Below are 20,931 nucleotides of genomic sequence, written 5' to 3' on the forward strand. Positions count from 1 at the left end.
CCCGTGCTCTGAGCCGCTAGAGCCAGCCCTTGTCGGCCGCCACGCGGGCGGCCTCGACCCTGGTGCGGGCGCCGGTCTTGCCGATCGCCGAGGACAGGTAGTTGCGCACCGTGCCCTCCGACAGGAACAGCCGGCGGGCGATGTCGGCCACGGTCGCGCCGTCGGCGGCCTCGCGCAGGACGTCGGCCTCGCGCGCCGACAGCGGCGTCGCCCCGAGGGCGAGCGCGGCGGCGGCCAGGTCCCGGTCGATCACCCGCTCCCCGGCGACGACGGCGCGGATCGCCCTCGCCAGCTCGGCGACCGGGGCGTCCTTGACCAGGAACCCGGCCGCGCCCACCTCCATCGCGCGGCGCAGGAAACCCGGCCGGCCGAAGGTGGTCAGCACGACGGCGCGCACGGCGGGCAGCGCGGCGGCCAGCTCGCGCGCGGCCTCGATGCCGTCCTGCCCGGGCATCTCGATGTCGAGCAGCGCGACGTCGGGGCGGTGCGCTCGGGCGGCGGTGAGCACCTCGTCGCCGCGGCCGACCTCGGCGACGACCTCGATGTCCTCCTCCAGCTCCAGCAGCGCCCGCAGCGCGCCGCGGACCATCGACTGGTCCTCGGCCACCAGGACGCGGATCACCGGGCGGCCCCCGCCGGGACCGCCGCGGGCGCCAGCGGCAGCACGGCCCGCAGCTCGTACCCGCCGGTGCGGCCGGCACCGCCGGTCAGGGCGCCGCCCAGGGCGCCCACCCGCTCGGCGAGGCCGGTCAGCCCCGACCCGGGCTCGGTGTCGTCCGCCGGGCCGCGGCCGTCGTCGGTCACGGTGAGCACCGCTCGGGTGCCGTCGTCGGTGAGGGCGACGGCGACCGAACGGGCGCCGCTGTGCCGCAGCACGTTCGTCGTCGCCTCGCGCACCACCCAGCCCAGCGCGGCGTCGACCGGACCGGGCAGCGCGGGCACCCGGCCGGGCAGCCGCACGGCGATCCCGGCGCCGGACAGCGCCGAGCGGGCCTCGGCGAGCGCCTGGGCGCAGCTGACCTGGCGGTAGCCGCTGACGGCGTCGCGGACCTCGGCCAGCGCGCGGCGGGCAGCGGCCTCGACGTCGGCCATCTCGGTGCGCGCCCGGGCGGGGTCGACCTCGGCGAGGCGGCCGGCCAGCTCGCTCTTGAGCGCGATGAGCGACAGGCTGTGGCCGAGCAGGTCGTGCAGGTCGCGGGCGAAGCGCAGCCGCTCCTCGGCGACGGCGTTGCGGGCCAGCTCCTCCCGGGCCTCGGCGAGCTCGCCGTTGACCTCGACCAGGTGGCGCGTGCCGCGCAGCGCGAACGCGGTGAGCAGGCACATGGCCGGGAGGATGAACAGGTCGCCGAACATCCCGTGGGCGGTGACGACACCCGTGCAGACCGCGGCGGCGGCCAGCACCGCCGGCCACACCCAGCGCTGCGGGAGGGCCGCCGCCGAGGCGGCCGACACGTAGATCATCAGCCCGGCCCAGGACGGTCCCAGCCAGACGGCGAGCGCGGCCCCGAGGCCCGCGACCACGAGCAGCCGCCCCAGTGTCGACCCCGACCAGCAGCCGTCGAACCCCCGGCGGAAGACGTCGAGGTAGACGACGGTGAACACCAGCAGGCCGGCGCCGGCGACCACCTGCACGGCGGGCGACCGGTCGGCGCCGAAGAACAGGTCGGCCAGCGGGAAGAGCTGGAACAGCAGCCACGGGAGCGGCCACCCGAGGCGCTGCCATCGCGTGCGGGGTCCCACGGGAAGCGACCGTAGCCCGGGGTCAGCCGGCGACGGCGGCGAGCGGGCGCCGCCGCGCCACGACGACGGCCAGCGCGGCGAAGGCCAGGGCGAAGGCGGCGAGCACCAGCAGCGGCAGCGCGGCGGGCACGCCGTCGGCGGCGGCGTCCCGGCCCGCCTGGGCGTACCAGTACGACGGCAGTGCGTGCGCCACCACGCGCAGGCCCGACGGGAAGACCTCGACCGGCACCCACAGCCCGCCGAGGGCGGCCAGCACCACGCTGGTGATGCCGATCGCGCCGCCGGCCGCCTTCTCCTCCAGCGCCCAGCCGAGCAGCAGCCCCAGCGCCACGAACACCGCCGACCCGAGCCACAGGACGCTCACCAGGGCCACCCACGCGCCGGGCTCGAGCCGTACCCCGTTGACGAACCTGCCGACCAGCGCCACGACGAGCAGCGGCGGCAGCGTGAGCAGCATCCCCACGGCGACGTCGACGGCGACCACCGAGCCCGGCGGCACCGGCGTCACGCGCAGCTGCCGCAGCCAGCCCGAGGCCCGGTCGAACGACAGCCGGATCGTGGCGCCCAGCGCCGCGCCGATCGCGCCGTAGGCCATCATCGCGACCATCGTGGCCGCGGCCACGTCCTGGCTGACGCCGCCGGGCGCGGCGGCGAAGACCTGCGTGAAGAAGACGGTGAAGCCCGCGGGCAGCAGCGCGGTGAAGAACAGGAACTGCCGGTTGCGCCCGATCCGGCGCAGCTGGAAGGCGAGCAGCGGGCTCATCGGGCGGCTCCCGTCGTGAGGGTGAGGACGGCGTCCTCGAGGCTCGCGCCGCGCACCTCGAGGTCGGTCAGCGGAACGCGGTGGTCGAGCAGCGCCCGGAGGGTGGCCTCGACGTCGGCGGTGGCCAGGGTGGCGACGGCGCCCTGGCGGGTCACCGCGGTGACGCCGGGGAGGTCGTCGGGCAGCCGCTCGGCGGTGAGCCGGACGCTGCGCCCGGACACCGCCGAGCGGACCGCCGCGGACGACCCGTCGGCCACCAGCCGCCCGCCGGCCAGCACCACCACCCGGTCGGCGACGGCATCGGCCTCCTCGAGGTGGTGGGTGGCGAAGACGACGGTGGTGCCGCGGGCGGCCAGCGCGCGCATCGTGACCCAGAAAGCGCGGCGGCCCTCGACGTCCATGGCCGAGGTGGGCTCGTCGAGCAGCAGCAGCGGCGGTTGGCCGGCGAGCGCGAGCGCGAGCAGCACCCGCTGCCGCTGCCCGCCGGACAGCGCCTCGACCGGGCGGCCCAGCAGCCCGTCGATGCCGGTGGTGGCGACCAGGTCGTCCGGCGGCCACGGGTCGGGGTAGCTGCGGCGCACCAGGTGCAGCACCTCGCCGACCCGCGCCTCGGTCGGCAGGCCGCCGTGCTGCAGCATCGCACCGACGCAGCCGGCCCGGACCGCGTCGGCAGGCGCGCGGCCGAGCACGCGCACGCCGCCGGCGGCGGGTCGCACGAGCCCGAGGGCGGCGGAGACGGTGGAGGACTTGCCGGCGCCGTTGGGGCCCAGCAGCGCGACGGTCTCGCCACGGCCGATGCGCAGGTCGAGGCCGTCGACGGCGAGCACGTCGCCGTGCCGCACGGTGAGGCCGGAGACGTCGAGGGCGGGGGTGGTCACGCCGTCGAGCCTGGCCGGGCGGGCGGTGCCGGCAGTAGTGCGGGACGTCGCCGGTCCGCCCTGACATCCGTCAGTTCGGCCCCGTCCGGAGGCTCGCGCCGAGCCTGCGAGGCGTGAGGAGGACGGGGTCCTTGCTCAGTCCGTGAGGTCGCGGACGACGGCGTCGGCGAGCAGCCGGCCGCGGTCGGTGAGCACCGCCCGCCCGGCCGCGTGCGCTCCCGGGTCGAGCAGCCCGCGGGCGACGGCGTCGGCGGCACGCAGCCGGCCGGCGTCCGACAGCGCGGTCAGCGGGAGCCCGTCGCGCAGCCGCAGGCCGAGCATCACCGTCTCCAGCGCGCGGTCGGCGTCGCCGAGGACCTCGCGGTCGGCCACCGGGCTCTCCCCCGCGGCCAGGCGCTGCGCGTAGGCGGCGGGGTGCTTGACGTTCCACCACCGCACGCCGCCGACGTGGCTGTGCGCACCCGGGCCGATCCCCCACCAGTTCGCGTTGGCCCAGTAGAGCTCGTTGTGCCGGCAGCGGGCCGCCTCCCCGCGCGACCAGTTGCTGACCTCGTACCAGTCGAACCCGGCGCCGCGCAGCACCGTGTCGGCCTGCACGTAGCGGTCGGCGAGGACGTCGTCGTCGGGCAGCGGCAGCTCGCCGCGGGCGATCCGGCGGGCCAGCCGGGTGCCCTCCTCGACGATGAGCGCGTAGGCGCTGACGTGGTCGACCGGCGCGGCGAGGACGGCGTCGAGGGAGGCCGCCCAGTCGGCGTCGGTCTCACCGGGGGTGCCGTAGATCAGGTCGAGGTTGACGTGCCCGAACCCGGCCTCGACCGCCTCGCGGGCGGCCTGCGCCGCGCGGCCGGGGGTGTGCCGCCGGTCGAGGACGGCGAGGACGTGCTCGGCGGCCGACTGCATGCCCAGGCTCAGCCGGGTGAAGCCCGCCGCGCGCAGGGTGGCCAGCGACGCCGGGGTGACCGACTCCGGGTTGGCCTCGGTGGTCACCTCGACGGCGGGGTCGACCGGGAACAGCTCGCGGACGGCGGCCAGGACGGCGGCCAGGTCCTCGGCGGGCAGCAGCGTCGGGGTGCCGCCGCCGACGAAGACCGTGGACACCGTGGGCAGGTCGGGCCCGAGGACCTCCGCGGCGCGGCGCAGCTCGGCGATCGCGGTGCCGGCGTACTCGGCTCGGTTCGCGCCGGGCCCCAGCTCGTCGGAGGTGTAGGTGTTGAAGTCGCAGTAGCCGCAGCGGGTGGCGCAGAAGGGCACGTGCACGTAGAGGCCGAACGGCGTCGTCGGCAGGTGCTCGCGGGCGGCGTCGGGGAGGTCGGACGGGCTCGCCGGGGACCCCGGGAGCAGCGGCAGGACGGTGTTCATCTGCTCCCAGTGTGCCGCGCCGCCGCCAGGGTGGGCAGGATGCCGGGGTGAGCTCTGCACCCGTGGACGACGGCCGGCTGCTGCAGCGAACCGTCGAGGGAGGCGTGGCCCGGCTCGTGCTGGACTCGCCGGCCAACCGCAACGCGCTCTCCCGCCCGCTGCGGGCGCAGCTGCGCGAGGCGCTGGACGCCGCCCTCGCCGACGACGCCGTCCGGGTGGTGGTGCTCGACCACACCGGCCGGGTCTTCTGCTCGGGGATGGACCTGTCGGAGGCGGCCGGGGCGGGCGTGGGTGACCAGGGCGTGCGCGAGCTGCCCGACCTGCTCGAGACGGTCTGGACCTCGCCCAAGCCGGTGGTCGCCGTCGTCCGCGGTCCGGCCAGGGCCGGCGGGGTGGGGCTGGCGGCCGCCTGCGACGTCGTGGTGGCGGCGGCCTCGGCGACCTTCGGCATGTCCGAGGTGCGGCTGGGGCTGGTGCCCGCGGTCATCTCCGCCGTCGTGCTGCCGCGGATGCTGCCGCACGTGGCGCACCGGCTGATGCTGACCGGCGAGGTCTTCGACGCGCCGGCGGCCGCCGCCGGCGGGCTGGTCGACCTCGTCGCGCCCGACGGGGAGGTCGACGCCGCCGCCGACGTGCAGGTGCGCGCGCTGGCGGCCGGATCGCCGTGGGCGCTGGCCGAGACCAAGCGGCTGCTGCGGGCCGGCGGGCTGCGCGGCTCGTTCGACGACCTGCTGGAGCTCTCCGCCCGGGCCTTCGCCGGCGAGGACGGGCAGGAGGGGATCGCGGCGTTCCGGGAGAAGCGCCCGGCGCGCTGGGTGCCCTCGCTGTAGCCGGCCGGGCGCGGGATGCTGCGCCGGTGACCGCACCCGAGGACCCCCGCGCGCGCTTCCGCACCCTGCCCGAGCCGGTCGACCCGGAGGACACGGTGGAGACCGTGGACGCCGGCACGACGCGGCCGGACACCACCGACGGCGACGAGCGGGACACCCTGCTGCGCCAGGCCGGGGGCTGACCTCCGCACCGTCAGTCGTCGACGGTCACCTGGTCGAGGCCCTCCTCGGCCTCCGGGTACCGCGGGTCCATCGCCTCGAGGGTGTCGGCGATGGTCCGGGCGATCACCAGGTTGCGGTACCACTTGGTGTTGGCCGGCACGACGTACCAGGGCGCGACGTCGGTCGAGGTGTTGCTGATCGCCTCCTCGAAGGCGGCCATGTAGTCGTCCCAGTACCCCCGCTCGCGCAGGTCGTTGGCGGAGAACTTCCAGCGCTTGTCGGGGTCGGCCAGCCGGCTCTCCAGCCGCCGCTTCTGCTCCTCCTTGGAGATGTGCAGGTAGAACTTCAGCACCGTGACGCCGCTGAGCGACAGCGCCTGCTCGAACTGGTTGATCACCTCGTAGCGGGGCCGCCAGACCTCCTCGGGCACCAGCCCCTTGACCCGCACGACCAGCACGTCCTCGTAGTGCGAGCGGTTGAAGATGCCGATCATCCCGCGGGAGGGCACCCGCTGGTGGTAGCGCCAGAGGAAGTCGTGGGCGGACTCCTCCGCGCTGGGCGCCTTGAACGACGACACCTGGCAGCCCTGGGGGTTCACGCCCTGGAAGACGTGCTTGATGGTGCCGTCCTTGCCGCCGGTGTCCATGGCCTGCAGCACCAGCAGGAGGCTGCGCCGGTTCTCCCCGTACAGCCGGGCCTGCAGGTCGGCGATGCGGTCGCGGTGGCGGGCCAGCTCGGGGGCGGCGTCCTTCTTGCGCCCGAAGTGCTCGGACTCGTCCGGGTCGACGTCGGCCAGCCGGACGCCGGCGCCGGGCTCCACCCGGTACCGCGGGTAGTCCGGCTCGGGCGGCGGGTCGGCCACGACGACCTGCTCGGGCCGGGTCTCCCGCGACCGGCGCCCCGCGGCCGACCGCGCGGCCCGCTGCGTCTGCCCCGACTCGGCGGCACCGGCTGCGCGGCGGCCCGCGGTCCTCGTCTCCTCGGCCATGCTGCCCTCCCTGGCGGCGGCCCCGGCAGGCAGGGACGGCGGCCGGGGGTGCGGGGCTACCCGTCCCGGTGCCCGGGCTACCGCACCCGTGCGGCTCGTGCTCTGACCTCGCATCGGGGGCAGAGCACGAGCGGCGCGGGGACGGACCAGCTGTCCGCGGAGGTCGTGCCCTGAGTCCCCCGCGGACTGGGGAGCACGAGTGTCCGAGCACGCGGAGGTGGCGGTCGCCCGGCCGAGCCGGCGGGCGCGGGCTCAGCGCAGCCGGCGGGTCGCGTCGGGCAGCCGCTCGGTCACCCCGCGCGCGTCCAGCCACTCCATGAGCGGCACGGCGACGCGGCGGGAGGTGCCCCACGCCGAGCGCGCCTGGCTGAGCGTGACCGGCTGCGGCAGGGCGGCCAGCCGCTCGCGCGCCACCCGCTCGACGCCCGGGGCCAGGTACACGCCCTCGGCGACGCGGACGAGCTGACCGTCGCGCACCGCCGCCGCCAGCTCGCGCGGGCCCAGCCCCGACGCGCGCAGCTCCTCGGCGTCGGGGGCGGCGAAGGGGTCGACGGCCAGCCGCGCCCGGATCGTGTCGACCGCGCGCTGCACCGCCGGCGGCAGCCCCGCGGCGGCCACGACCACCCGCCCCTCGCGCAGGGCCAGCGGCGGGCGGACCGCCAGCCGCACCAGGTCGTCGTCGGGCAGGTCCAGCTCCCGGCGGACGACGGCGACCGGCGGCCCCGGCTCGAGCGGGAAGGCCTGCCGGTGCGCGGCCACCAGCCCGGGCACCCGCCGGGCCAGCGTCTCGACCAGCCCCGGGGCCAGCAGCCACGGCCCGGCGCGGACGGCGTCGTCGGGCACCGGCCAGCCCATCGCGGTGAAGTCGTCGGCGCGCATCACCCGGCGGCGGACCAGGTCGGCCGTGGCGCCGGCCGGTCCGGTGTCCTGCCCGGCCAGGTCCGCGGCGCGCTGCCGGGCCGCGCCGCGGCGGCGCAGCTCGGGCGGGGCGACGTCGCGCACGTCGGCGCCGAGCACCCGCCGGGCGCCGGGGTCGCGCAGCAGCACGCGGTCGCCCACCCGCAGCGGCAGCGCCGAGGCCAGCCGCAGCCGCACCGCGGTCCCGTCGAGTGGCCGCAGCCGCACCGGCACCGCCGCCGAGCCGACGTGCAGCACCGCCTCGGCCGGCAGCCGGTCGGCGGGCTCGCGGTCGAGGACGACGTCGACCTCGGCGGTGTCGCGGTAGGCCCCGGGGGTGAGCAGCGCGTCGCCGCGGGAGAGGTCCTCGACAGCGAGGCCGCGCAGGTTGAGCGCCACCCGCGCGGTCGCCGTCGCCCGGGCCACCGGCCGGCCCAGCGACTGCACGCCGCGGACGCCCACCTCGCGGTCGCGCAGCCGCAGCCGGTCGCCGGCGGCCACCGTGCCGGCGGCGAGGGTCCCGGTGACCACGGTGCCGGCGCCGCGCACGGGGAACGCGCGGTCGATCCACAGCCGCACGGGCGCGGCGGCGTCGGGTGCGGGCAGGCCGGCGAGCAGCGTCTCCAGGGCGGCGGCCAGCTCCGGCACGCCGCGGCCGGTGGGCGCGCTGACCGCCACCCCCGGCACCGCGCCCAGCGAGGTGGCCGCCAGCCGCTCGGTGACGTCGGCGAGCACGGGCGCGGGGTCGGCGAGGTCGGCCTTGGTGACGGCGAGCAGCGCGTGCCGCACGCCGAGCGCGTCGAGGACGGCGACGTGCTCGGCGGTCTGCGCCGACCAGCCGTCGTCGGCGGCGACCACGACCAGCGCCGCGGGCACCGACCCGACCCCGGCGAGCATGTTGCCGACGAACCGCTCGTGCCCGGGCACGTCGACGACGGCGACCACCCGGCCCGAGGGCAGCGTCGTCCAGGCGAAGCCGAGGTCGATGGTCAGGCCGCGGCGGCGCTCCTCCTCCCACCGGTCGGGCTCCATGCCGGTGAGCGCGCGGACCAGCGTCGACTTGCCGTGGTCGACGTGGCCGGCGGTCGCGATCACCTCCACGCCGTCACCTCCACGCCGTCACCTCCACGACCGGGCCACCTCCAGCACCGCGGCGGCCAGGTCGTCGTCGGCCGGCGGCGGCACGCTGCGCAGGTCGAGCAGGGTCCGGCCGTCGGCGACGTACCCGACCACCGGCCGCGGCCCGGTCCGCAGCGCCCCGGCGAACGGCTCGGGCAGCGAGACGGCCGCGCTGGGCAGTGGGTGCTCGGGCGCCCCGCCGCCGCCGACCCGGGCCGCCGAGTCCACGGCGACCGCGTCCACACCGGCGGCGGCGAGCCGGGCGGCCAGCGCCCCGGCCCGCGCGCGCAGGCCGTCGACGTCGGCGGCGAGCATCCGCTGCACCGGCGGCAGCGGGCCGCGCAGCGTCGCCTCCAGCGCGGCCAGCGTCGTCTTGTCCACGCGCAGCGCCCGGTAGAGCGGGTGCCGGCGCAGCCGCTGCACCAGGTCGGCGCGGCCCAGCACCAGCCCGGCCTGCGGGCCGCCGAGCAGCTTGTCACCGCTGGCCAGCACCAGGTCGGCGCCGTCGGCGAGGGTGGTCTGCAGGTCCGGCTCGTCGGGCAGCACCGGGTGCGGCCGCAGCAGGCCGGAGCCGACGTCGGCCACCAGCGGCACCCCGGTGCCGGCGAGCGCCGCCGCCAGCCCGGCGACCGGGACGGCCGTCGTGAAGCCGCGGACGACGAAGTTGGACGGGTGCACCTTGAGCACCGCGCCGGTGCCCGGGCCGAGCGCGCGGGTGTAGTCGGCCGGCGCCACCCGGTTGGTCGTGCCCACCTCGCGCAGCCGCGCGCCGGTGGCCTCCAGCAGCTCGGGGATGCGGAACCCGTCGCCGATCTCGACCAGCTCGCCGCGGGCGATGACCAGCTCCCCCCCGAGGGCGGTGGCCACCAGCGCGAGCGCGGCCGCGCAGTTGTTCACCACGACCGCCGCCTGCGCGGCGGGGACGGCGGCCAGCAGCGCGGCGATCGCCGCCTCTCCGCGCGGCCCGCGCCGGCCGGTGCGCAGGTCGAGCTCGACGTCGGTGGTGCCGCTCGCCGCGACCACCGCCTCGACCGCGGCCTCCGACAGCGGCGCCCGCCCGAGGTTGGTGTGCACCAGGACGCCGGTGGCGTTGAGCACCGGCCGCAGGCTGCCCGCCGTCACCGGCAGGGCGGCGAGGGCGGCGCCGACGGCGTCCTCGGGGGCGAGCGAGCCGTCGCGGACCCGCTGCTGCACGGTGCGCACGGCGTCCTTGACCAGGTCGCGGCCCAGCCGGGCGGCCGCGGCGGCCAGCGCGGGGTCGGCCAGCAGCGTGTCGGTGCGGGGCACTGCCCGCCGCGGGTCGGCGCTCATCGCTGCGGAGCGTATGCGCGCCGGCCCGCGGGGAGGCTGGCGGAGGCGGACGGGAATCGAACCCGCCTGACCGAGCTGCTCGGCCACGTCGGCTTTAGAGGCCGCGGGGGCCACCAGACACCCTGACGCCTCCGCCGGGCAGCCTACGGTGGCCGCGTGACGACCGCGCAGGAGAAGGTCCGGCTGACCCGGTACGCCCACGGCGGCGGATGTGCCTGCAAGATCCCGCCCGGCGAGCTCGAGGCCGTCGTCGCCGGGTTGACGCACACCGGGCCGGCCGCCCCGGCCGCCGAGCTGGTCGTCGGCCTCGACGACGGTGACGACGCCGCCGTCGTCCGGATCGCCGGCGGGCAGGGGCTGGTGCTGACCACCGACTTCTTCACCCCGGTCGTCGACGACGCGCACACCTTCGGCCGGATCGCCGCGGCCAACGCGCTCTCCGACGTCTACGCCATGGGCGGCACCCCCGTCGTCGCGGTCAACCTGCTCGGCTGGCCGCGCGACGTGCTGCCGGCCGAGCTCGCCGCCGAGGTGCTGCGCGGCGGGCTGGAGACGGCGCAGGAGGCCGGCTGCCACGTGGGCGGGGGGCACTCCATCGACGACCCCGAGCCCAAGTACGGCATGGCCGTGACCGGTGTGCTCGACCTCGACCGGGTCATCCGCAACGACGCCGCCGTCGCCGGGACGCCGCTGTCGCTGACCAAGCCGCTGGGCGTCGGGGTGCTCAACAACCGGATGAAGGCCACCGGCGAGGTCAGCGAGGAGGCGGTGGCGTCGATGTGCGCGCTCAACCGGGACGCCTCCCTGGCCGCGCTGGCCGCGGGCATCCGCGCGGGCACCGACGTCACCGGGTTCGGCCTGCTCGGGCACCTCTACAAGATGGCGCGGGCCAGCGGGGTGACCGCGGTCGTCGACGCCGCCGCCGTCCCCTACCTGACCGGCGCGCGCGAGGCGCTGGCCGCCGGGTTCGTCTCCGGCGGCACCCGGCGCAACCTCGACTGGGTCCGGCCGCACACCGACCTGTCCGCGGTGGACGGCGACGAGGCGCTGCTGCTGGCCGACGCGCAGACCTCCGGCGGGCTGCTGCTGGCAGGTGAGGTGCCCGGCGCGCCGGTGATCGGCGAGTTCGTCCCGCGGCAGGACGCCGTCGTCGTCGTCCGCTGACGGGTCCGGCGCGTCCCGGGCGACACGCCGTCCTCCGGCACCGCCGCGCGCGGAGGCGTTCCGGCCCGGCCGTGCCGCTGCCAGCCTGCCGGCCGCGCCCACCCCGGACGGACCGGGCGGCGCGGAGGAGGGCGACATGAGGACGAGGACGGCCGGCGCGGTGACCCTGCTGCTGGCCGCCGGCACCGTGGGCCTGCTGCCGGGGACCGCCGCGGCGGCGCCGGCCGACGGGCGCGGGGCGACGACGGAGTACAAGGCGACCACGCAGCTGGGCACCGCCCAGGGCGCCCCGCTCACCGTGGCCGCCGCGGTCACGCGCGACACCACGGGCGCGCTGGTCACCCCGATGGAGGTCTACGTCGACGGTCTGGTGTGCACACCCCTGGGCGACCTGACGGCGTCGCTGGTGTCGCTGGAGTCGGCGACGCTGACGGGCTCGGACGTGCCGGTGACCTGCGCGCCGGCCGGGGGCCAGGGCCTGGCGGCGACGGCGGGCACCGTCGACGTCGACCTCGCCTGGACCGGCACCGGCCCGACGGAGCGGGAGGGGCGGACGGGCAACCGGGACCACTGCGTCGGCCGGGTGCTGCACCGCGCCGCCGCCCTGACCGGTTCGGTCACGGTCACGCTCGAGGGCGGGCAGCCGTTGACGGTCGGCGCCGCGGACGGCCACGACAGCGCGCTGTCCTACTACCACACCGCCTGCCCGCCGCCGGCCTCCTGAGCGCCGGTCCGGCGGGCGCGCTGTCGCCCGCCGGACCGCCGTGTCCTAACGTCCGGCCCATGCGCGCCGTCTTCGTCTCCTCCCCCTCGCCCGACGACCCGCTGTCCGTGCTGGAGGTCGGCGAGCGTCCCGAGCCCGAGGTCCCCGACGGCTGGACGACGGTGCAGGTGCGGGCGGTCTCGCTCAACCACCACGACCTGTTCAGCCTGCGCGGCGTCGGCCTGCCGCAGGAGCGGATGCCGATGGTCCTGGGCACCGACGCGGCCGGGCTCGACGAGGACGGCAACGAGGTCGTCGTCCACGGCGTCGTGGCCAGCCCCGGCTGGACCGGCGACGAGACCCTCGACCCGAAGCGGACGCTGTTCTCCGAGCTGTACCAGGGCACGATGGCCGAGCGGGTCGCGGTGCCCCGGCGCAACCTGCTGCCCAAGCCGGCCGAGCTGTCCTTCGCCGAGGCCGCGTGCCTGCCGACCGCCTGGCTGACCGCCTACCGCATGCTCTTCGTCCGCTCCGGCCTGCGGCCGGGGCAGACGGTGCTCGTGCAGGGCGCCAGCGGCGGGGTGGCCACCGCGCTGGTCGTCCTCGGCCGGGCCGCCGGCTTCCGGGTGTGGGTGACCGGCCGCAGCGAGGAGAAGCGGGCCGCGGCGCTCGAGCTCGGCGCCGACCGGGCCTTCGAGACCGGCGCCCGGCTGCCCGAGCGGGTCGACGGCGTCATGGAGACCGTCGGCAAGGCGACCTGGGGCCACAGCGTCAAGTCCCTCAAGCCCGGCGGGGTCATCGTCACCTCCGGGGCCACGACCGGCTTCGACCCCAGCGCCGAGCTCAACCGGGTCTTCTTCACCCAGCTGTCGGTGGTCGGCTCGACGATGGGCACCCGCGAGGAGCTGGAGTCGCTGGTGCAGATGTGCCGGGTCAGCGGCGTGCGGCCGGTCATCGACGTCGAGCTGCCCCTGGACCAGGCGCGCGAGGGCTTCGCCCGCATGCTCGAGGGCCGCACCGCCGGAAAGATCGTCTTCACCCCGTGAGCGCGGGGAGGGCCCCCGGGCGGGTGTCCGGGGGCCGTCTCACCCGTGCTCAGTGTCGGGGGGTCAGCGCTCGTCCTGGGAGACCCGCAGCCCCGACTCCGGGGAGAACACGTGCGCCTCTCCCGGGCGGATCGCCACGTGCACCACCTCACCCTTGGCCGGCGGCTTGCGCGCATCCACCCGCAGGGTCAACAGCTTGTCCTCACCTCCGGCCGCCCCGCCGGCGTCGGCGGCGTGCAGGTTGCCGTAGGCGTAGGCATCCGAGCCCAGCTCCTCGACCACCACCACCTCCACCGGGAACCCCTCCCCGGCGCCGACCAGCTCCACCGACTCCGGGCGGAACCCCAGCGTCGCCGTGCGCGCACCCTCACTGCCCAGCGCGGCCACCGCGGTACGCGGCAGCGGCACCGTCGACCCGCCCAGCCGCGCTCCCCCCTCGGCCAGCTCCACGGTCACCAGGTTCATCGCCGGCGAGCCGATGAACCCGGCCACGAACTCGTTGACCGGCTTGTCATAGAGGTTGCGCGGGGTGTCGACCTGCTGCAGCAGCCCGTCCTTGAGCACCGCCACCCGATCGCCCATCGTCATCGCCTCGACCTGGTCGTGGGTGACGTAGACGGTGGTGATGCCCAGCCGCCGCTGCAACGCCGCGATCTCCGTGCGGGTCTGCACCCGCAGCTTGGCGTCCAGGTTGCTCAACGGCTCGTCCATCAAGAACGCCTGCGGCTGGCGCACGATCGCCCGGCCCATCGCCACCCGCTGCCGCTGCCCACCCGACAGCGCCTTGGGCTTGCGGTCCAGATACGGAGTGAGGTCGAGCACCTTGGCCGCCTCCTCCACCCGGGAGCGGATCTGGTCCTTCTTCATCCCGGCGATCTTCAACGCGAAGCCCATGTTGTCCGCCACCGTCATGTGCGGATACAGGGCGTAGTTCTGGAACACCATCGCGATGTCGCGTTCCTTGGGCGGCAGGTGGGTGACGTCGCGGTCGCCGATCCGGATCGACCCCTCGGTCACCTCCTCCAACCCGGCCAGCATCCGCAGCGCGGTGGACTTCCCACTCCCCGACGGGCCGACCAGCACCAGGAACTCCCCGTCGGCGACGTCGAGGTCCAGCCCGCTGACCGACGGCGCGGAGGCCCCCGGATAGGTCAAGGTGGCGTGGTCGTAGGTGATGGCGGCCATGAGGTTCCTCTGATCGTCCCTTCTGCGCCGGTGCAGATCACCTCACTGTGACACGCCGGCCGCCGTCGGGACCACGGGGCACCGGCGTGGCAACCCGTCCGGGGCACGGGGACCGTCTTGCGACCTGCACCGATTCCGGAACGACCCGTCCGGATGAGCGAGTGGTGCCGTTGCATAACGGTTTCAACACTGTTGCGCGAAACCGACCGCCCGGCCGCTTATCGTCCCCGGGCGAACACGGCGACCGGCACGGGATGCCGGTCGGTCCGCGTGCGAGGACGCAGGGCGGCGACGACGCCGCAGAACCGAAGGGGAACACATGACGATGCGCGCGAGAGGCCGGCGCTCCACGGCGCTGGCCGGTGGCCTGGGTGTGGCGCTGGTGCTCGCCGGCTGCGGTGCCAGCGAGACCAGCGGCGGCGGCGAGGGGGGGACCACCGACGCCTCCGAGCTCAGCATCGACTGCGCCCCCTACGAGGAGTTCGGCGACCTGGAGGGCGAGACGGTCAGCGTCTACACCTCGATCGTCGACCCCGAGGACCAGCCGCACATCGACTCCTACGTGCCCTTCGAGGAGTGCACCGGCGTCGACGTCCAGTACGAGGGCTCGCGCGAGTTCGAGGCCCAGCTGGTCGTCCGCGTCCAGAGCGGCAACGCCCCCGACATCGCCTTCGTGCCGCAGCCGGGTCTGCTGGCCAACCTGGTCGCGCAGGGCGCCGTGGTCCCGGCCCCGGCCCAGACCGAGGCCAACGTCGACGAGTACTGGGACGAGAGCTGGAAGAACTACGGCTCGGTCGACGGCGAGTTCTACGCCGCCCCGCTCGGCGCCAACGCCAAGTCCTTCGTCTGGTACTCGCCGTCGGCCTTCGAGGAGGCCGGCTACGAGGTGCCGCAGACCTGGGACGAGATGATCGCCCTGTCCGACCAGATCGCCGAGTCCGGCGCCAAGCCGTGGTGCGCGGGCATCGGCTCCGGTGACGCCACCGGCTGGCCGGCCACCGACTGGCTCGAGGACGTCGTCCTGCGCTCGGCCGGCCCCGACGTCTACGACCAGTGGGTCAGCCACCAGATCCCGTTCAACGACCCGCAGATCGCCGAGGCGCTCGACACGGTCGGCGGCATCCTCAAGAACCCCGACTACGTCAACGGCGGCCTGGGCGAGGTGCAGTCCATCGCGACCACCGAGTTCACCGACGCGGGCCTGCCCATCCTCGACGGCAGCTGCTTCATGCACCGCCAGGCGTCCTTCTACCAGGCCAACTGGCCGGAGGGCACCGACATCTCCGAGGACGGCGACATCTTCGCCTTCCCGCTGCCGCCCATCGAGGGCGACACGGCGCCGGTCCTCGGCGGCGGTGAGTTCACCGCGGCCTTCAACGACGACCCGGCCACCCAGGCGTTCCAGACCTACCTCTCCTCCCCGGAGTGGGCCAACATCAAGGCCCAGGTCTCCGGCCCCGGCTGGGTCAGCGCCAACACCGGCCTCGACGTCGAGAACCTGACCTCGCCGATCGACCAGCTGGCCGCCGAGCAGTTCCAGGACCCGAACGCGGTCTTCCGGTTCGACGGTTCGGACCTGATGCCGGGTGAGGTCGGCGCCGGTGCGCTGTGGACCGAGCTGACCAACTGGATCGCGAACGACAAGCCGACCCAGCAGGTCCTCACCGACGTCGAGAACGCCTGGCCGACGTCCTGATCCCCGCGGTCCCGGTCAGCCGCCCCGGCTGACCGGGACCGTCCGTCCCACCACCCTGGAGGCCGGGGGGAGCGCGGCGCCACCGCACCTGCGGCGGCGCCGCGGTCCCCCCGGCGTTCCGTTGCCGAGAGAAGGTCGTCAGCGGTGCAGTGGTTCCTCGACGCGAGCACCACGGGGCACAAGTTCGCCCTGATGGTGTTCGCCATCCTCCTGTTCGCGGCCGTGATGGGTCTGATCCTGTTCGCGGTCGACCGGCCCAAGCGGGTCCCCAACTGGGTCGTCGCGGCCGGCTTCGTCGGCCCGACGCTGCTCCTGCTGGGCGTCGGCCTGGTCTACCCGGCCGTCGAGACCGTCCGGGGCTCGTTCTACAACCGGGACGGCTCGGAGTTCGTCGGCCTGGACAACTACGCCACGGTGTTCTCCGAGGACAACTTCCAGCGGGTCCTGCTCAACACCTTCCTGTGGGTGGTCCTGGTCCCGCTGCTGACCACCGGCCTCGGCCTCGTCTACGCCTACCTCGTCGACCGCACGCGCTTCGAGAAGCTGGCCAAGGCGCTGGTCTTCCTCCCGCTGGCGATCTCGATGGTCGGCGCCAGCGTCATCTGGAAGTTCGTCTACGAGTACCGCCCCGACCAGCCGGGCGTGCGCCAGATCGGCCTGCTCAACCAGCTGCTGGTGCTGATCGGCGTGGAGCCGCAGCAGTTCCTGCTGAACTGGCCGTCGAACACCTTCTACCTGATCGTCGTCATGATCTGGATCCAGGCCGGGTTCGCCATGACCGTGCTGTCGGCGGCCATCAAGGCCATCCCCGACGACGTCGTGGAGGCCGCCCGCCTCGACGGCGTGGGCGGCGTGCAGATGTTCCGCTACGTGACCGTGCCGAGCATCCGCCCGGCGCTGGTCGTCGTCCTCACCACGGTCGCCATCACCACGCTGAAGGTGTTCGACGTCGTCCGCACCATGACCGGTGGCCAGTTCGGCACCAGCGTGGTGGCGAACGAGTTCTACACGCAGGCCTTCCGGCAGTTCAACTTCGGTCTCGGTGCGGCGCTCGCGGTGCTGCTGTTCGTCCTGGTCATCCCGATCATCGCCTACAACGTCCGCCAGCTGCGTCTCGCCGAGGAGATCCGATGACCACGACCACGCCGGTCATGGCGCCCGTCCCCCCGGACGAGCGCCGGCTGACCCGGAGCGAGCGCCGGGCGGTGGCTGCCAAGAACAAGCTCAGCTCCCCGGCCGCGTCGATCATCGCGCTGGTCATCGCGGTGCTCTGGACGGTGCCGACCCTCGGTCTGCTCATCACGTCCTTCCGGCCCGAGCTCGACATCCGCCGCTCGGGCTGGTGGTCGTTCTTCACCGACCCGCAGTTCACCCTCGACAACTACAACGAGGTGCTCTACGGCGGCGGGACGAACTTCGCGGCGCTGTTCGTCAACTCGCTGGTCATCACCCTGCCGGCGGTGGTCATCCCGATCTCGCTGGCACTGCTGGCCGCGTACGCGTTCGCCTGGATCAAGTTCCCGGGCCGCAACATCCTGTTCGTCGCGGTGTTCGCGCTGCAGGTGGTCCCGATCCAGGTGACGCTCATCCCGCTGCTGAGCCTGTACGTCGACACGGGGCTGGCCGGGTCCTTCTGGACCATCTGGCTGTCGCACTCGATCTTCGCGCTGCCGCTGGCGATCTTCCTCCTGCACAACTTCATGAAGGAGATCCCGGCGTCGCTGGTGGAGGCCGCCCGCATGGACGGCGCCGGTCACGTGAAGATCTTCTTCCAGGTGCTGCTGCCGCTGCTCACGCCCGCGATCGCGGCGTTCAGCGTCTTCCAGTTCCTGTGGGTGTGGAACGACCTGCTGGTCGCGCTCACCTTCGCCGGCGGCGCCCCCGACGTCGTCCCCCTCACCGTCCGGGTGGCCGAGCTCGCCGGCACGCGCGGGTCGGACTGGTTCCTGCTGGCCGCGGGCGCCTTCGTGTCGATGGTGCTGCCGCTCATCGTCTTCCTGAGCCTGCAGCGCTACTTCGTCCGCGGGCTGCTGGCCGGCAGCGTCAAGGGCTGACGGCCGGCCCCGTACGGGGCGCACACACGAGAGAGGCCCCCGGACCTGGTCCGGGGGCCTCTCTCGTGTGGTGAGGTGCTGGAACGGCCGCCCTCCAGGGGCCCGTGCCGAGCTCGCGAGGCGCGGGGGGTGGTCCTTCCTCAGGCGGGCGCGTGCTGCGTCTGCCGGCTGGCCGACGACGGCTCGGCCGAGCCGCGGCTGTCGAGGTCGCGCAGGTGCGACTCGAGGTAGGAGCGGAACCGCGTGCGGTACTCGCGCTCGAAGGTGCGCAGCTCCTCGATCTTGCGCTCGAGGTTGGCGCGCTTCTCCTCCAGGCCGCCCATGACCTCGCGGTGCCGGCGCTCGGCGTCCTGGTCGAGGGCCGCGGCCTTGGCCCGGGCCTCGCGCTCCATCGTGTCGGCGCGGGTGCGGGCGTCGTTGACCATCGACTCCGCGCGGGCGCGGGCGTCGTTGACCATCTGCTCGCTCTTGGACCGGGCGTCGGACAGCAGCCGGTCGCTGGTGGCCTTGGCGCTGGAGACCATCTGGTCGGCCTGCGCCTTGGCCTCGTTGACGTAGCGGTCGGCCGTCTCGGAGGCGAGCGCCAGCATCCGGGAGGCACGCGCGGTGTCGTCCTCGCGCGCCACGGGCTGCGGCGGCGGCGCGGGCGCCGGCGGCGGCTCGGGCGCGGCGGCCTGGGCGGCGACCCGGCCGGTGCTCGACCCCGAGCGCAGCTCGTTGTTCTCCTCGATCAGCCGGGCGAGCTCGGCCTCCACCACGTCGAGGAACGCGTCCACCTCGTCCTCGTCGTAGCCACGCTTACCGATCGGCGGCTTCTTGAAGACGACGTTGTGCACGTCGGCTGGCGTGAGTGGCAAGGGGCTCACCTCGGGTCGGACGGCGGGGACGGGGACGGTCGATCACGCGCGGGCCGCGTGAGAGGTGGTCACGCGGTGAGGGCGAGACCGGTCGTGATGTTCCGCAGGATGTACACGGCGATCAATAACACCATGAAGGCGAGGTCCAGGCGGATGGACCCCAGGTTCAGCGGTGGGATCACCTTCCGGATCGCCTTGAGCGGCGGGTCGGTGGTCGCGTAGACGACCTCGAGACCCGCGGCCACGAAGCCCGACGGGCGCCAGCTGCGCGCCAGGACCATCACCCAGTCCACGACGAAGCGCGCGAACAGCAGGATCAGGAAGACGAGCAGGATCGACGAGACGATCTGCCAGAAGAGAGCCACTGTCCTCGCTCGTCCCGGGGCACGCGCGGTGCCGTGTGTCTGCCAGCGCCCCGGCCGACGACCTCAGGACTCGGCGAAGAACCCGCCCTCGCGGATCCGGGCCTTGTCCTCGGCCGTCACGTCGACGTCCCTGGGGCTGAGCAGGAACACCTTGGCCGTGACGGGCTCGATGCTACCGCGCAGGCCGAAGATCAGTCCCGCTGCGAAGTCCACGAGCCTGCGCGCGTCGGCGTGGTCGAGGTCGGTGAGGTTCATGATGACCGGGCTGCCCTCGCGGAAGGCCTCGCCGATGGCCCGCGCCTCGTTGTAGGTCTTGGGGCTCAGCGTGGTGATCCGGTAGGGCTGCGGCGCCGGAGCCGGCTCCGCGGCCGCGACCGGCTCGCGGGCGGCCAGCCCGGCGGCCGCGGCGGAGCCGGCGGCGCCGACCGCCGCCGCGCCGGTGCCGCCGCCCCCGCCGGCACCGACGGTGCCCAGCCGCGGGGACGGGGTGCCGGCCGACGCCGACACGCGGGACTCACCGGAGGACCCCGGTGCCGGCACCGGTCCCGAGGACGCCAGCGGGGTGGCCAGGCCCAGCCGGGTCGCGCCGCGGCGGGGCAGGGCCGGCTCCGGGTCGGCGAGCTCGGCGTCGCGCGGGTCGAGGCCGCGCGGGTCGAGGCCGCGCGGGTCGAGGCCGCGCGGCTCGGGACCCCGCGGCTCGGCGCGCTCGTCGTCGTAGCGGCGGTCGTAGCGCTCGTCGTAGCCGGGGTCGCCGGTCAGCGAGTCGTAGCCGCCGTAGCCGGACCCGCCGCGCCCCTCGGAGGCGTAGCGGTCGTCGGGGCGGTCGTCGAAGCGGCCCTCGTAGCGGCCGGCACGGCGCTCGTCGTAGCGCCCGTCGTCGTAGCGCTCGTCGTAGCGGCCGTCGTCGTCGTACCGGTCGTGGTGGTCGGCCTGCCGGGCGTCGTAGCGCCCGTAGGCGCGGGCGTCGTCGTCCTCGACGAGTCCGAGGTAGATGCCCATCTTCCGCATGGCCCCGGCCATCAGACCTCCTCCGGGGACCCGGGTGGGACCCCTGTGACTCGTGTGACTCGGGGCGAGGTTAGGGGCCGGGAGCCGAAGAGCGCGGTTCCGACACGCACCAGCGTGGCGCCCGCCGCGACGGCCTCCTCGAGGTCGCCGCTCATGCCGGCCGACAGCTCGGCGGCGGCGGGGTGGTCGGCCCGCACCCGCTCCGCGAGCGCGGCCAGGCGGGCGAAGGCCGGGCCGGGCTCCTCGTCGCGCGGGGCGACGGCCATCAGCCCGCGCAGCCGCAGCCCGGGCAGCCCGGCGACGGCGTCGGCCAGCGCCGGGACGTCGTCGGGTGCCGCGCCGCCGCGCTCGGCGGTCTCGCCGGCGGCCCCGCCGAGGTCGACCTGCACGAACACCTCGACCGGCCGGCCGGTCTCCTCCCCCACCCGCGCCAGCGCCCGGGCCAGCGGCAACCGGTCGACGGAGTGGACGACGGCGCCGGTGCGGGCCACCGCGGCGGCCTTGTTGCGCTGCAGCTGGCCGACGAAGTGCCACTGCAGCGGCAGGTCGGCGAGCTCGGCGGCCTTGGCGGTGAGCTCCTGGGCGCGGTTCTCGCCGAACGCCGTCTGGCCCAGGGCCGCCAGGGCGCGGACGTCGTCGGCCGGGAAGGTCTTGCTGATGGCCAGCAGCGCCACCGAGGAGGGATCGCGGCCGGCGGCGCGGGCGGCGTCGGCGATGCGCCGGCGGACGGCGGCCAGGCGGTCGGCCGGGGAGGTCATGCGCCGATCCTCCCGGATCGGACCCGTGCACCTCCGCGGACGTGCACG

Annotated in this window: 21 protein-coding genes and 1 tRNA gene; 8 read left to right on the forward strand and 14 right to left on the reverse strand. The window is 75.4% G+C overall.

The features are described 5' to 3' along the window. Positions 1 to 16 precede the first annotated feature (16 nt). The 5 genes from CHC04_RS05570 to hemW all read right to left on the reverse strand — a co-directional run bounded on the left by CHC04_RS05570 (position 17) and on the right by hemW (position 4,740). Positions 17 to 622, reverse strand: a complete 606-nt coding sequence (locus CHC04_RS05570) for a response regulator transcription factor (protein WP_089402902.1) — start codon at positions 620 to 622, stop codon at positions 17 to 19. Further along, positions 619 to 1,740, reverse strand: a complete 1,122-nt coding sequence (locus CHC04_RS05575) for a sensor histidine kinase (RefSeq protein WP_089402903.1) — start codon at positions 1,738 to 1,740, stop codon at positions 619 to 621. Before CHC04_RS05575 ends, CHC04_RS05570 begins: the two co-directional genes overlap by 4 nt. Positions 1,741 to 1,762: 22 nt before the next feature. Then, the gene (locus tag CHC04_RS05580) at positions 1,763 to 2,503 is read right to left on the reverse strand and encodes an ABC transporter permease (protein ID WP_089402904.1); all 741 of its coding nucleotides are present in this window, start codon (positions 2,501 to 2,503) and stop codon (positions 1,763 to 1,765) included. Further along, entirely contained in the window at positions 2,500 to 3,381 is an 882-nt protein-coding gene (locus CHC04_RS05585) for an ABC transporter ATP-binding protein (RefSeq protein ID WP_089402905.1), read from the reverse strand. Before CHC04_RS05585 ends, CHC04_RS05580 begins: the two co-directional genes overlap by 4 nt. Before the next feature lie 135 nt (positions 3,382 to 3,516). Continuing rightward, a complete protein-coding gene (gene hemW, locus CHC04_RS05590; protein ID WP_089402906.1) occupies positions 3,517 to 4,740 on the reverse strand; it encodes a radical SAM family heme chaperone HemW in 1,224 nt (407 codons plus the stop codon). Between the two features lie 47 nt (positions 4,741 to 4,787). On the opposite strand from hemW, the gene CHC04_RS05595 reads away from it, so the two are divergent. Further along, complete coding sequence (locus tag CHC04_RS05595; RefSeq protein WP_245817008.1) at positions 4,788 to 5,570, forward strand: enoyl-CoA hydratase-related protein; 783 nt, start codon at positions 4,788 to 4,790, stop codon at positions 5,568 to 5,570. 26 nt (positions 5,571 to 5,596) lie between these two features. Continuing rightward, positions 5,597 to 5,752 (forward strand): heme biosynthesis protein HemY, encoded by a 156-nt coding sequence (locus CHC04_RS23440; RefSeq protein WP_141233695.1) that lies wholly within the window; start codon positions 5,597 to 5,599, stop codon positions 5,750 to 5,752. Positions 5,753 to 5,763: 11 nt separating this feature from the next. Here CHC04_RS23440 and CHC04_RS05600 read toward each other — a convergent pair whose 3' ends face one another. The 4 genes from CHC04_RS05600 to CHC04_RS23940 all read right to left on the reverse strand — a co-directional run bounded on the left by CHC04_RS05600 (position 5,764) and on the right by CHC04_RS23940 (position 10,180). Continuing rightward, positions 5,764 to 6,720 carry a polyphosphate kinase 2 family protein gene (locus CHC04_RS05600; protein WP_089402908.1) on the reverse strand — a complete coding sequence of 319 codons (957 nt, stop codon included), beginning with the start codon at positions 6,718 to 6,720 and terminating at the stop codon, positions 5,764 to 5,766. A 252-nt stretch (positions 6,721 to 6,972) separates the two neighbouring features. Beyond that, a complete protein-coding gene (gene selB, locus CHC04_RS05605; protein ID WP_089402909.1) occupies positions 6,973 to 8,718 on the reverse strand; it encodes a selenocysteine-specific translation elongation factor in 1,746 nt (581 codons plus the stop codon). An 18-nt stretch (positions 8,719 to 8,736) separates the two neighbouring features. Further along, a complete protein-coding gene (selA, locus tag CHC04_RS05610; protein WP_089402910.1) occupies positions 8,737 to 10,047 on the reverse strand; it encodes an L-seryl-tRNA(Sec) selenium transferase in 1,311 nt (436 codons plus the stop codon). Positions 10,048 to 10,084: 37 nt separating this feature from the next. Further along, positions 10,085 to 10,180: transfer RNA gene (locus CHC04_RS23940), tRNA-OTHER, on the reverse strand. 23 nt (positions 10,181 to 10,203) lie between these two features. Here CHC04_RS23940 and selD point away from each other — a divergent pair. The 3 genes from selD to CHC04_RS05625 all read left to right on the forward strand — a co-directional run bounded on the left by selD (position 10,204) and on the right by CHC04_RS05625 (position 12,960). Next, positions 10,204 to 11,211, forward strand: a complete 1,008-nt coding sequence (gene selD / locus CHC04_RS05615; protein WP_089402911.1) for a selenide, water dikinase SelD — start codon at positions 10,204 to 10,206, stop codon at positions 11,209 to 11,211. A gap of 136 nt (positions 11,212 to 11,347) precedes the next feature. Then, the gene (locus CHC04_RS05620; RefSeq protein WP_141233696.1) at positions 11,348 to 11,935 is read left to right on the forward strand and encodes a hypothetical protein; all 588 of its coding nucleotides are present in this window, start codon (positions 11,348 to 11,350) and stop codon (positions 11,933 to 11,935) included. 59 nt (positions 11,936 to 11,994) lie between these two features. Further along, complete coding sequence (locus CHC04_RS05625) at positions 11,995 to 12,960, forward strand: zinc-binding dehydrogenase (RefSeq protein WP_089402913.1); 966 nt, start codon at positions 11,995 to 11,997, stop codon at positions 12,958 to 12,960. Positions 12,961 to 13,023: 63 nt separating this feature from the next. Here the strand turns inward: CHC04_RS05625 and CHC04_RS05630 are convergent, their stop codons facing one another. Then, entirely contained in the window at positions 13,024 to 14,145 is a 1,122-nt protein-coding gene (locus CHC04_RS05630; protein WP_089402914.1) for an ABC transporter ATP-binding protein, read from the reverse strand. Positions 14,146 to 14,464: 319 nt separating this feature from the next. On the opposite strand from CHC04_RS05630, the gene CHC04_RS05635 reads away from it, so the two are divergent. The 3 genes from CHC04_RS05635 to CHC04_RS05645 all read left to right on the forward strand — a co-directional run bounded on the left by CHC04_RS05635 (position 14,465) and on the right by CHC04_RS05645 (position 17,895). Further along, on the forward strand, positions 14,465 to 15,841 hold the full coding sequence (locus tag CHC04_RS05635; RefSeq protein WP_089402915.1) for an ABC transporter substrate-binding protein: 1,377 nt from the start codon (positions 14,465 to 14,467) through the stop codon (positions 15,839 to 15,841). 144 nt (positions 15,842 to 15,985) lie between these two features. Further along, the gene (locus CHC04_RS05640; protein WP_217897190.1) at positions 15,986 to 16,975 is read left to right on the forward strand and encodes a carbohydrate ABC transporter permease; all 990 of its coding nucleotides are present in this window, start codon (positions 15,986 to 15,988) and stop codon (positions 16,973 to 16,975) included. After that, positions 16,972 to 17,895, forward strand: a complete 924-nt coding sequence (locus tag CHC04_RS05645) for a carbohydrate ABC transporter permease (RefSeq protein ID WP_089402916.1) — start codon at positions 16,972 to 16,974, stop codon at positions 17,893 to 17,895. The genes CHC04_RS05640 and CHC04_RS05645 overlap by 4 nt, the downstream gene beginning before the upstream one ends. Before the next feature lie 140 nt (positions 17,896 to 18,035). Here the strand turns inward: CHC04_RS05645 and CHC04_RS05650 are convergent, their stop codons facing one another. From CHC04_RS05650 to CHC04_RS05665, 4 genes are all read right to left on the reverse strand, one after another. Continuing rightward, the gene (locus tag CHC04_RS05650; protein ID WP_089402917.1) at positions 18,036 to 18,752 is read right to left on the reverse strand and encodes a DivIVA domain-containing protein; all 717 of its coding nucleotides are present in this window, start codon (positions 18,750 to 18,752) and stop codon (positions 18,036 to 18,038) included. A 68-nt stretch (positions 18,753 to 18,820) separates the two neighbouring features. Beyond that, on the reverse strand, positions 18,821 to 19,117 hold the full coding sequence (locus CHC04_RS05655) for a YggT family protein (protein ID WP_089402918.1): 297 nt from the start codon (positions 19,115 to 19,117) through the stop codon (positions 18,821 to 18,823). A 63-nt stretch (positions 19,118 to 19,180) separates the two neighbouring features. After that, entirely contained in the window at positions 19,181 to 20,137 is a 957-nt protein-coding gene (locus CHC04_RS25180) for a cell division protein SepF (protein ID WP_089402919.1), read from the reverse strand. Next, positions 20,137 to 20,883: a YggS family pyridoxal phosphate-dependent enzyme gene (locus tag CHC04_RS05665; protein WP_089402920.1), complete on the reverse strand. Its 747-nt coding sequence runs from the start codon at positions 20,881 to 20,883 to the stop codon at positions 20,137 to 20,139. The genes CHC04_RS25180 and CHC04_RS05665 overlap by 1 nt, the downstream gene beginning before the upstream one ends. Between the last annotated feature and the right edge of the window lie 48 nt (positions 20,884 to 20,931).

The organism is Geodermatophilus saharensis (genome assembly GCF_900188205.1).
Taxonomy (GTDB): Bacteria; Actinomycetota; Actinomycetes; order Mycobacteriales; family Geodermatophilaceae; genus Geodermatophilus; species Geodermatophilus saharensis.

What these genes read in the sequence shown, in the direction of transcription:
- CHC04_RS05620 (WP_141233696.1), top strand. Translation starts at nt 11,348, where the DNA reads ATGAGGACGAGGACGGCCGGCGCGGTGACCCTGCTGCTGGCCGCCGGC.
- CHC04_RS25180 (WP_089402919.1), bottom strand. Translation starts at nt 20,137, where the DNA reads ATGGCCGGGGCCATGCGGAAGATGGGCATCTACCTCGGACTCGTCGAG.
- CHC04_RS05600 (WP_089402908.1), bottom strand. Translation starts at nt 6,720, where the DNA reads ATGGCCGAGGAGACGAGGACCGCGGGCCGCCGCGCAGCCGGTGCCGCC.
- CHC04_RS05580 (WP_089402904.1), bottom strand. Translation starts at nt 2,503, where the DNA reads ATGAGCCCGCTGCTCGCCTTCCAGCTGCGCCGGATCGGGCGCAACCGG.
- hemW (WP_089402906.1), bottom strand. Translation starts at nt 4,740, where the DNA reads ATGAACACCGTCCTGCCGCTGCTCCCGGGGTCCCCGGCGAGCCCGTCC.
- CHC04_RS05645 (WP_089402916.1), top strand. Translation starts at nt 16,972, where the DNA reads ATGACCACGACCACGCCGGTCATGGCGCCCGTCCCCCCGGACGAGCGC.
- CHC04_RS05635 (WP_089402915.1), top strand. Translation starts at nt 14,465, where the DNA reads ATGACGATGCGCGCGAGAGGCCGGCGCTCCACGGCGCTGGCCGGTGGC.
- CHC04_RS05665 (WP_089402920.1), bottom strand. Translation starts at nt 20,883, where the DNA reads ATGACCTCCCCGGCCGACCGCCTGGCCGCCGTCCGCCGGCGCATCGCC.
- CHC04_RS05625 (WP_089402913.1), top strand. Translation starts at nt 11,995, where the DNA reads ATGCGCGCCGTCTTCGTCTCCTCCCCCTCGCCCGACGACCCGCTGTCC.
- CHC04_RS05630 (WP_089402914.1), bottom strand. Translation starts at nt 14,145, where the DNA reads ATGGCCGCCATCACCTACGACCACGCCACCTTGACCTATCCGGGGGCC.
- selA (WP_089402910.1), bottom strand. Translation starts at nt 10,047, where the DNA reads ATGAGCGCCGACCCGCGGCGGGCAGTGCCCCGCACCGACACGCTGCTG.